We start from the raw sequence: 9,428 nt of genomic DNA on the forward strand, positions 1-9,428 counted from the left end.
AATTGTTGGGACAACGCCGTCATGGAGCGATTCTTCCTCAATCTGAAGATGGAACGCGTCTGGCAACGCGACTACGCCAACCACAACGAGGCCATCCGCGATATCGCTGATTATATCGTGACGTTCTACAACAACCTGCGATTGCATTCAACTCTGGGTTATTTGCCCCCAGCTGTCTACGAACAGAATATGGCAAAGAAACAACCTATCTCTCTGTCCGAAAAAATTTGACCGTTACAGACAGAGAGAGTTAGCAGTATCTCTACTATAGAAATGATGAACCCCCACCATACTGGCGGGGGTTTTGTGTTGAGCGGACTGTTTAGAGAATTCAATCAGTCGATACGCTCGCCGTGTAACACCACATCCAAACCTTCGCGTTCTTCCTCTTCCGTCACACGCAGACCCATGACCATATCAATCCCTTTGAGGATCACGAAAGTTACTACCAAGGTGTAGGCCATTGTGGCTAAGGTAGCAACAGTTTGTGTCACTACACTGCCCTCGACCCCACCAATTTCAGGCACCGCCAACACACCGACCAAAATCGAACCTAAGATACCGCCCACACCGTGCACACCAAAGGCATCTAAAGAATCATCGTAGCCGAGCATGTGTTTCAGACCAGTAGCACCCCAGTAACATGCCACACCAGAAATCAGACCCAGAATCAACGCGCCTTTAGGGTCAACAAAACCTGCGGCAGGGGTAATCGCCACCAAACCAGCCACCGCACCGGAAGCAATCCCCAACAGCGAAGGCTTTTTCTTCACTACCCATTCAGCCAACATCCACGCCACCGCAGCAGCACCGGCAGCAATTTGAGTGACCAACATCGCCATCCCTGCGCGGCCATTGGCTTCTAAAGCCGAACCAGCGTTGAAACCAAACCAACCCACCCACAACATCGAAGCACCAATCAGGGTCAAGACCAAGTTGTGGGGAGGCATGGCCTCGCGGCCAAAACCGACCCGTTTACCGAGGACAAAGGCTGCTACCAAACCTGCCACACCGGCGTTGATGTGCACCACCGTACCGCCAGCAAAGTCCAACACCCCATCAGCAAACATCCAGCCAGTCGGTTCCCATACCCAGTGCGCCACAGGGACGTATACCGCGAACATCCAAATCACCACGAACACCAGCATCGACGAGAATTTCATCCGCTCAGCAAACGCACCGGTAATCAGTGCACATGTGATGATGGCAAACGTCATTTGGAACACCACAAACACCGACTCAGGAATATTTGCCCCTGCGGTACCTACCAGCGAGTCAAGTGACACACCACTTAAAAAGGCTTTATCCAAACCACCGATGAAGCCATTGCCAGGTGTCAGGGCCAAGCTATAACCAAAGGCAAACCACAACACAGTGACCACGCAAGCGATGGCAAAGCTTTGCATCAGGGTTGCCAACACGTTTTTCTTCCGCACCATACCGCCGTAGAACAAAGCCAAGCCAGGCAAGGTCATGAACAACACTAAGGCAGTCGCAACCAACATCCAAGCCGTGTTGCCGGTGTCTAATTTGGGTTCTGGTGCGGGTGGTGCTGCTTCGGCAGGGGCAGCAGCAGGTGTAGCAACAGCAGCAGCCGGTGCTTCCGGTGTTACCGCTGCTGGTGCTTCAGTTGCCGCCGCAGGTGCTTCGGCAGTGGCCGCTACCACAGGTGCAGTAGCGGTGTTTTCCTCGGCAAAGACGGGGGTTGCAAACCCAACCGCCCCTGCCAACAAGGCAGACATAAGCCATCTTTTCATGTTGTGTTCTCCCTGATTCGCAAAACTTTTAGATGGCATCCGGGCCGGTTTCACCGGTGCGGATCCGTACCACTTGTTCGAGTTCAAAGACAAAGATTTTGCCGTCGCCGATTTTTCCGGTATGCGCACCTTGTTCAATCGCTTCTAAGGCTTGATCTAACAACTCATCGCGGATGGCAATTTCAATTTTGACTTTCGGCAGAAAATCCACCACATATTCCGCACCACGGTACAGCTCGGTATGACCTTTTTGCCGTCCAAACCCTTTTACCTCGGTAACGGTCACACCTTGCACGCCAACAGCGGCGAGGGCTTCGCGGACCTCATCCAATTTAAAAGGTTTAATAATGGCAGAGATGAGTTTCATGACTGACTCCTTGCAGTGAACCCGAATGGACATTGTGTGTAAGGGCTGCCCCTTTTGTGACTATCTTGCCTTAGGCATGAATCATGCCAGTTTATTTATTGCTTAATAAACAAAGGCTTGTTAAATGTTGATGAATGGCCTGCTGTTTTGTCATGTGGCGTAGCAAGCCCCGAATCACGGCATGGTTTATAAATTGCGCACCGTATTAGTGCATAGATTGCCCATTGTGCTCATTGCATAGGCAACAGCAATGACATCAGTCGCCATCTTTCCCTTGCCACAACAAGTGAATAAGCTAACACCGCGATTTTGCAAAAGTTATGCAGCAAGAATTTTGCTACACTTGCTGGTATCTCGTTTTCTTTGTTTCTCAGCCTGTTAGAAAGGGCCAACCATGTTGACGCAAAAACTCTTTGAAGAAATTAGCCAGAAGGTCAGCGAAACACTGGCCAACAGTCCGGTGAAAGATGTTGAGAAAAATATGCGGGCCATGTTGGGCGCCACTTTTAGCAAAATGGATTTGGTGACCCGTGAAGAATTTGAAGTACAACAAGAAGTCCTTGCCCATACCCGCGCCACCCTCACGCGCCTAGAACAACGCATTGCTGAGTTAGAGGCGCAACTGGCCACCGCACAGCCAACAACCAATCCCCCGCCGACGACCTCTCAGGAGTAATCCCATGCGCTTGGCCGTGGTTCACAGTCGGGCGCAAGCAGGCATTCACGCCCCCTCTGTTCAAGTTGAAGTGCATCTCGCCAATGGTTTGCCTTCGTTTACCTTGGTTGGTTTGCCAGATACCGAAGTTCGAGAAAGCCGAGATCGGGTACGGGCGGCAATCCAAACCTCTGGCTTTGATTTCCCTGCGGCTCGACTCACGGTCAATCTGGCACCAGCAGATTTACCCAAAAGCTCTGGGCGCTTTGACCTAGCGATTGCTCTCGGTATTCTGGTGGCTTCGGGTCAATTACCCGATACGCCTTTAGCCGATTGTGAATTTGCTGGTGAGTTGGGATTGACGGGCGAACTGCGGCCCATCCGAGGGGCAATTCCTGCTGCGTTCGGTGCAGCCAAAGCCAAGCGGCGTTTGGTGCTGCCCAGTTCATCTGCCGCCGAAGCCGCCCTCGCCGATCAGGCACCGGTGTTTGCTGCGGACACCTTAAAACAGGTGTGTGATTTTCTAGCAGGGCATCAACCGCTGCCATTTGCTCAAGCCTGCACCCAAGGTGAACGTGAGCACTATCCCGATTTAGCCGATGTTCGAGGCCAATTTGCCGCACGGCGCGCCCTCGAAGTCGCGGCGGCAGGTCGCCACAGCCTATTACTAATTGGCCCCCCTGGTACCGGAAAATCGATGTTAGCCAGCCGCCTGCCTAGCATTTTGCCGCCACTGGATGCACATAGCGCACTGGAAGCCGCAGCGATTCAATCGCTCTCCCCCTCTGGTTTTGATGTGAAACGCTTTGGTTTACGGAGTTTCCGTGCGCCCCATCACTCGATCTCGGCAGCGGCGTTAGTCGGTGGAGGATCCGATCCACGGCCGGGGGAAATCAGCCTCGCTCATCATGGCGTCTTATTTTTAGATGAGTTGCCCGAGTTTGATCGCCGCGTGTTAGAAGTGCTGCGCGAACCTTTAGAAACTGGCAAAGTGTTGATTTCACGCGCAGCCCGCCAAGCAGAATTTCCAGCACAATTCCAATTAGTCGCCGCGATGAACCCCTGCCCCTGCGGCTATTTGGGACATGCCACCCGCGCTTGCACCTGCACGCCGGAACAGGTGAGCCGTTATCGAGCGCGGTTATCTGGCCCGCTCTTAGATCGGATTGATTTGGCTATTGAAGTGCCAAGCGTGCCACCAGAAGCCCTCAGTAGTCGCGCCAATGGCAGCAGCAGTGAAGAGGTGCGACAGCGCGTCGAGCAAGCATGGCAATCACAGCTGACTCGGCAAGGGAAATCAAACAGCGAATTACACGGTAACGACCTCGATCAACATTGCGCTTTAAGCGATAACTGTCGTGAGTTTTTAAATGATGCAGCGCGACGATTAGATTTATCGGCTCGTGCCTACCATCGCATTTTACGTGTGGCGCGTACCTTGGCCGATCTGGAGTTACACCGCGATATCGACCGTCGCCATCTTGCCGAGGCCATCCAATACCGCCGCCGTTTATAATTGCTGCTTTGAACGAGGCCGGGTTATGGAACGAGCAGATAAGGTGTTGGTGGAACGAGGGCTGGCGACTACCCGCAGTGCTGCCCAACGCTTGATTGATGAAGGGCGGGTCTGGCTGAGAGTGGGACAGGCAGCAGACAAATTGATTGATAAAGCCAGCAGTAAAGTGCCAGCCACAGCAGAACTGGTGGTGCAGGCCAGTGAAGCCGACCGCTATGTCTCGCGGGGCGGTTTGAAATTGGCAGGTGCCTTGGCGCATTGTGGCCTTGTTGTGACTGGCTATGCTGCGCTAGATGTCGGTATTTCCACCGGCGGCTTTACCGATTGTTTATTGCAACACGGTGCCAAGCAAGTGGTGGGGATTGATGTAGGGCATGGGCAACTGGCAGCGCGGTTGTTGGCTGATCCTCGCGTGACGCTGTTTGAAGGTGTTAATGCGCGAGCCCCTGACGAAACCGCCTTAATCGCCGCCAATGGCGGCCAGCTATTTGACGTGGCCGTGTGTGATGTATCGTTTATTTCCTTAACCTTAGTGCTACCGGCCATTGCGCGGTTGCTGCACCCTGATGCCATCGCTTTACTACTGGTGAAACCTCAATTTGAGGTCGGGCGGGAAGGGTTGGGTGGGGGTGGAATTGTGCGCAATGCCAATTTATACCCACAGGTTGAGCAGAAAATCCGACAATGTGCGGCTGAACACGGTTTGCATTGTGTCGATTATTTCGCCAGCCCTATTGCCGGCGGCGATGGCAATCGTGAATTTTTCCTCTACGCTCGTCGGATACAGGCTGAAAATGTTTGATAAAACCCCTCCTAACTCAGAATCCATCCGCTTATCTAAACTGATGGCCCAACGTGGTTTGTGTTCACGTCGTGAAGCAGACAGCTATATCGCCAAAGGGTGGGTAAAAGTGGATGGCGTTGTGGTCAGTGAACTTGGCAGCCGCGTCTTGCCGCACCAAAAAATCGAACTGCAACGTGCCGCCCAAGAAGCGCAAGCTTCCCGAGTCACCTTTTTACTCAATAAACCCGTCGGCTATGTCTCTGCCCAAGCCGAGGACGGCTATCAGCCGGCGGTTGTCTTATTGCGACCAGAAAACCGTTGGGCAGAAGACCAAGCTCCCGTTCGTTTCCAGCGCGATCATCTGCGTGGCCTTGCCCCTGCTGGCCGTCTTGATATCGATTCAGTGGGCTTATTGGTGTTGACCCAAGATGGTCGGATTGCGCGACAGATTATTGCGGAAGATTCCGAAGTCGAAAAAGAATACTTAGTGCGTGTCAGTGGGCGGTTATCTGCTGAAGGTTTGCGTTTGCTCAACCACGGTTTAAGCCTCGACGGCGAAGCTTTGTTACCGGCGAAAGTTTGGTGGCAAAACCGCGATCAGTTGCGCTTTATTCTGAAAGAAGGCAAAAAACGACAAATCCGCCGCATGTGCGAATTAGTCGGCTTGCAAGTGGTTGGCCTCAAGCGCATCCGTATCGGCAAAATTTTGCTGGGTGACCTACCCGCCGGCCAATGGCGTTATCTCACAACACAAGAATCTTTTATTTAATCCTGCTGTCCCTGCTTTTAGGTGTGCGTATTGATGTCTGGAACACCGCTTTCCCCCGAAACGCTACAAGCGGCTTTAACACAAGCACAAGCGCAAATCGATGCTCTCACCCGTGAACGCAACACTTTATTGGTGTTGCGCGAAGGCGATCGAGTGGCCTATGAGTCACGCGAGGCGGCCTTAGCTGCCGCCCGTGATGAAGCAGAAAAAGCCAATCAGGCAAAAAGCGATTTTTTGTCGAATATGAGCCACGAGCTGCGCACGCCATTAAACGCCATCTTGGGCTTTGCGCAGGTGCTGAAAAATAGCCGGACTTCGCCGTTAAATGAACGACAAAACGCTCAAGTTGAACACATTCTCAAAGCTGGTCATCACCTGTTGTCGTTAATCAATGAAGTCTTGGATTTGAGTCGTGTGGAGTCGGGGCGGATGGCACTGACCCTCTCTACTGTCTCGGCGCGCACCGTGATTGAAGAAAGTCTTGAACTGGCCCAACCCTTGGCCGAGCGCGTTGGCGTTACGCTACAAGACCAAAGCCAATTGATGCTATTGCCAATGATTCATGCCGATGCGGCACGGGCACGACAAGCGCTGCTGAATTTATTATCGAACGCGATTAAATATAACCGCCCACAAGGCACGGTCACCGTATCGGCGCAACCGGTTGGTCAACAGCTTGTTATTACCGTGCAAGATAACGGCGTCGGCATTCCTCGTAGCCGCCATCGTGAATTATTCCAACCTTTTAACCGTCTCGGTTACAACCACACCGCGATTGAAGGCAGTGGAATTGGTTTGGTATTAACCCGCCGCCTGATGGAGTTGATGGGCGGTGACATTGGCTTTGAGAGTGAAGAAGGCCTAGGTAGCCGTTTTTGGCTACGTTTTCCGGTGGCGGCCCAAACCCAAGCGGTGCATAGCCAACCGTCCCCCTCCCAAACCTCCTACCCTGCCGCTGTAACGGCCAAAGCACAAACCATTCTGTATATCGAAGACAATCCAGCGAATTTGGCTTTGTTAGAAGAAGTGTTCCACGAACAAGCCGATTGGCAACTGATAAGCGCGGTTGATGCGGAGTCGGGTTTGGCGTTAGCGCGAGAAAGACAACCCGATTTGATGCTGATAGACTTGAATCTACCTAAAATGAGTGGACAAGAAGCAGCAGAACACTGTAAAAACGATCCTCAATTACGGCGTATTCCTTTGGTGGCACTGACAGCCAATGCCATGTTCCAACATAAAAAATCATACAGCCCATTTAGTGCTTATTTGACCAAACCGGTTGATATTCCACATCTCTTAGCCACGATTAACCAATTACTCAACCACAACCCCATTGCCGGTGGCTGAACATTAACCGATTGAATCGACTATGTCCCAACTACGCCAACCCTATCTCCACTCGCGGATTCTGATTGTTGATGACAACCTAGCCAATATCGCTTTATTAGAGGCGATATTAGAAGATGCTGGCTATGATCGGGTGGAAAGTGAAAGCGACCCGCGACAAGTCTTACCACGTCATCAAAGACAGGCTTTCGATTTGATCTTGCTCGACATCAGAATGCCGTACTTAGATGGCTATGGTGTGATGCAGTTATTACAACAACACCAAGGCGAGGAGGATTATTTGCCGGTGTTGGTGTTGACCGCCCAAAACGACAATGAAACCCGCCTGAAAGCCCTAGAGTATGGCGCACGCGATTTTGTTACCAAGCCGTTTGAGCCCTACGAAGTTTTATTAAGAATTCACAATCAGCTCGAAGTCCGCGCCCTCTATCGCGAGCGACAACGCCAAAATGCGCGCCTAGAAGAATTGGTGGTCGAACGCACCGGACAGTTGTTAGAGCGCAAACGGCGCTTGGCGTATATGGCCAGCCACGATCCAGTGACCGCCCTGCCCAACCGCACTGCTTTTATCGACCACTTAGATACCCTACTCACCACCCCCGATTGCCCACTGTATCGCCTATTTTTGTTGTCTTTAGAAGGCCACCGCAGGTTAGATGCCTTAGAGGGCTATGACTTCGGCGAACGCATTTTGCGCGAGCTTGGTTTACGGCTACAAGATGCGATAGAGCTGCGCGACGGCTTTGTGGCGTATTGGGGGGGCGCTGAGTTTATTGTGGTGTTGCCGGAAATGGTATGCCATCAATTGCATTGGTTAGAAGACGTGCTATGTCGGCCTTTATATATCCGCAATTATGAGTTGTTATTGATTGCGCGGGCGGGCAGCGTGCGCCTGCCAGAGGATGGAAATTTATCCGCGACCTTGTTGCGCCGCGCAGCATTGGCCTTGTCTTTCTGCCCCACCGGTAGCTGCTTCACCTGTCAAACTTACCAGCCTAAACAAGAGGCTTTTGTCGCCGAAAGGCAAAGTTTAGAGTCGGAATTACGACACGCCCTTGAACGCGATGAACTCGAGCTGTTTTATCAGCCAAAAGTCGATTTGCGCCACGGTTGTATTGTCGGGGCAGAAGCACTATTGCGTTGGCGCCATCCCGAGCGGGGTTTAGTCCCACCGGGGCAGTTTGTGAGCTTGGCGGAAGAAACCGGCATGATTGATGCCATCGGTTTATGGGCAATTCGCCGTGCCATTGACGATGCTCACGCGTGGGAAATTGCTTGCGGCCAGTCGCTGAATATTGCGGTGAATGTCTCTGCCCGCCAACTCGACTTGGCGCGCGCCAATGGCCGTTCTTTAGCGGAAGAAGTGGCTTCAATTTTGCAAGACAGCCATTTTCCTGCCACCCAACTCGAACTCGAAATCACCGAGAGCGCCATCATGCAGGATGTGGATTACGCTTTGCGTGAGCTGCAACGGTTACGCGAATTGGGCGTGACATTAGCCGTGGACGACTTTGGCACCGGCTATTCGAGTTTGGCTTATCTACAAAAATTGACGGTCAACACCATCAAAATCGACCGTGCCTTTATTCATGGCATGTCCGACAGCCCCGATGCCTGTGCCACAGTGCGTTCAATTTTGGCGCTGGGTCGTGAGCTGGGTTTAACCGTAGTGGCCGAAGGCATCGAACACCAGAGCGATTTGGAAGTGTTAAATCAACTGGCGTGTGATATCGGCCAAGGTTACTTATTTAGCCGTCCCCTGCCTCGCGATGCTTTCTTTGAGCATCTACAACAACATGCACTGCGCTTAGTCGAAACCTAAGGCATAGACGATAGTCAGTGCCACAGCGATTTATCCACCACTGGGCTGGTATCAGGACGAATCCACGCCGGCTACAATGTGGCTGGCTATTGAAGATATTTTCGAAGCCTGACCCCCCGTAGGGCGGATAAGCGCAGCGCATCCGCCAAACCCGTAGCGTGCACGGGTTTTGTGCCTACTGACTGCATCGCCATACCCATCCGCCAATTTTGTGCCCCACCATCCTAATTTGACTGCTCAATGATTGTTTTGGGTGGATGCACTACGTTTATCCACCCTACTATAATCATCCGTATCACTCCGAATCCGTACCCCAACCATGTTGCCATTGCTCGACCCGAAGAACGATTACATCTTCAAACGTCTCTTTGCTCAATCACCGGAATTGCTGTCGGAATAGCGTTAAAG

General features: G+C 52.2%; 9 protein-coding genes. 7 read left to right on the forward strand and 2 right to left on the reverse strand.

All coding sequences use genetic code 11. The features are described 5' to 3' along the window. A partial coding sequence (locus G465_RS0111855; RefSeq protein ID WP_022654668.1) for an integrase core domain-containing protein occupies window positions 1-231 on the forward strand: 231 nt, incomplete at its 5' end. A 104-nt stretch (window positions 232-335) separates the two neighbouring features. Here the strand turns inward: G465_RS0111855 and G465_RS0111860 are convergent. Beyond that, entirely contained in the window at window positions 336-1,757 is a 1,422-nt protein-coding gene (locus G465_RS0111860; RefSeq protein WP_027405434.1) for an ammonium transporter, read from the reverse strand. A 28-nt stretch (window positions 1,758-1,785) separates the two neighbouring features. Next, complete coding sequence (gene glnK, locus G465_RS0111865) at window positions 1,786-2,124, reverse strand: P-II family nitrogen regulator (RefSeq protein WP_022654670.1); 339 nt, start codon at window positions 2,122-2,124, stop codon at window positions 1,786-1,788. Window positions 2,125-2,518: 394 nt separating this feature from the next. Here glnK and G465_RS0111870 point away from each other — a divergent pair, with 394 nt between their 5' ends. The 6 genes from G465_RS0111870 to G465_RS14655 are packed head-to-tail and all read left to right on the forward strand — an operon-like array spanning window position 2,519 to window position 9,020. Beyond that, window positions 2,519-2,800, forward strand: a complete 282-nt coding sequence (locus G465_RS0111870) for an accessory factor UbiK family protein (protein WP_022654671.1) — start codon at window positions 2,519-2,521, stop codon at window positions 2,798-2,800. A gap of 4 nt (window positions 2,801-2,804) precedes the next feature. Continuing rightward, window positions 2,805-4,295, forward strand: coding sequence for a YifB family Mg chelatase-like AAA ATPase (locus G465_RS0111875; protein WP_022654672.1), 1,491 nt, complete (start codon window positions 2,805-2,807; stop codon window positions 4,293-4,295). A gap of 25 nt (window positions 4,296-4,320) precedes the next feature. Continuing rightward, a complete protein-coding gene (locus G465_RS0111880; protein WP_022654673.1) occupies window positions 4,321-5,097 on the forward strand; it encodes a TlyA family RNA methyltransferase in 777 nt (258 codons plus the stop codon). Further along, the gene (locus tag G465_RS0111885; protein WP_022654674.1) at window positions 5,090-5,848 is read left to right on the forward strand and encodes a pseudouridine synthase; all 759 of its coding nucleotides are present in this window, start codon (window positions 5,090-5,092) and stop codon (window positions 5,846-5,848) included. The genes G465_RS0111880 and G465_RS0111885 overlap by 8 nt, the downstream gene beginning before the upstream one ends. Window positions 5,849-5,881: 33 nt before the next feature. Further along, on the forward strand, window positions 5,882-7,198 hold the full coding sequence (locus G465_RS14650; RefSeq protein ID WP_022654675.1) for a hybrid sensor histidine kinase/response regulator: 1,317 nt from the start codon (window positions 5,882-5,884) through the stop codon (window positions 7,196-7,198). Between the two features lie 22 nt (window positions 7,199-7,220). Continuing rightward, window positions 7,221-9,020: a putative bifunctional diguanylate cyclase/phosphodiesterase gene (locus tag G465_RS14655; RefSeq protein ID WP_022654676.1), complete on the forward strand. Its 1,800-nt coding sequence runs from the start codon at window positions 7,221-7,223 to the stop codon at window positions 9,018-9,020. The last annotated feature ends 408 nt before the right edge of the window (window positions 9,021-9,428 follow it).

Origin of the sequence: Aquaspirillum serpens DSM 68 (assembly GCF_000420525.1) — a bacterium.
Classification (GTDB): domain Bacteria; phylum Pseudomonadota; class Gammaproteobacteria; order Burkholderiales; family Aquaspirillaceae; genus Aquaspirillum; species Aquaspirillum serpens.

Bases quoted from the DNA above. Each gene is read 5' to 3' on its own strand.
- G465_RS0111880 (WP_022654673.1), top strand. From the start codon at position 4,321: ATGGAACGAGCAGATAAGGTGTTGGTGGAACGAGGGCTGGCGACTACC.
- G465_RS0111875 (WP_022654672.1), top strand. From the start codon at position 2,805: ATGCGCTTGGCCGTGGTTCACAGTCGGGCGCAAGCAGGCATTCACGCC.
- G465_RS0111860 (WP_027405434.1), bottom strand. From the start codon at position 1,757: ATGAAAAGATGGCTTATGTCTGCCTTGTTGGCAGGGGCGGTTGGGTTT.
- G465_RS14650 (WP_022654675.1), top strand. From the start codon at position 5,882: ATGTCTGGAACACCGCTTTCCCCCGAAACGCTACAAGCGGCTTTAACA.
- G465_RS14655 (WP_022654676.1), top strand. From the start codon at position 7,221: ATGTCCCAACTACGCCAACCCTATCTCCACTCGCGGATTCTGATTGTT.
- glnK (WP_022654670.1), bottom strand. From the start codon at position 2,124: ATGAAACTCATCTCTGCCATTATTAAACCTTTTAAATTGGATGAGGTC.
- G465_RS0111870 (WP_022654671.1), top strand. From the start codon at position 2,519: ATGTTGACGCAAAAACTCTTTGAAGAAATTAGCCAGAAGGTCAGCGAA.
- G465_RS0111885 (WP_022654674.1), top strand. From the start codon at position 5,090: ATGTTTGATAAAACCCCTCCTAACTCAGAATCCATCCGCTTATCTAAA.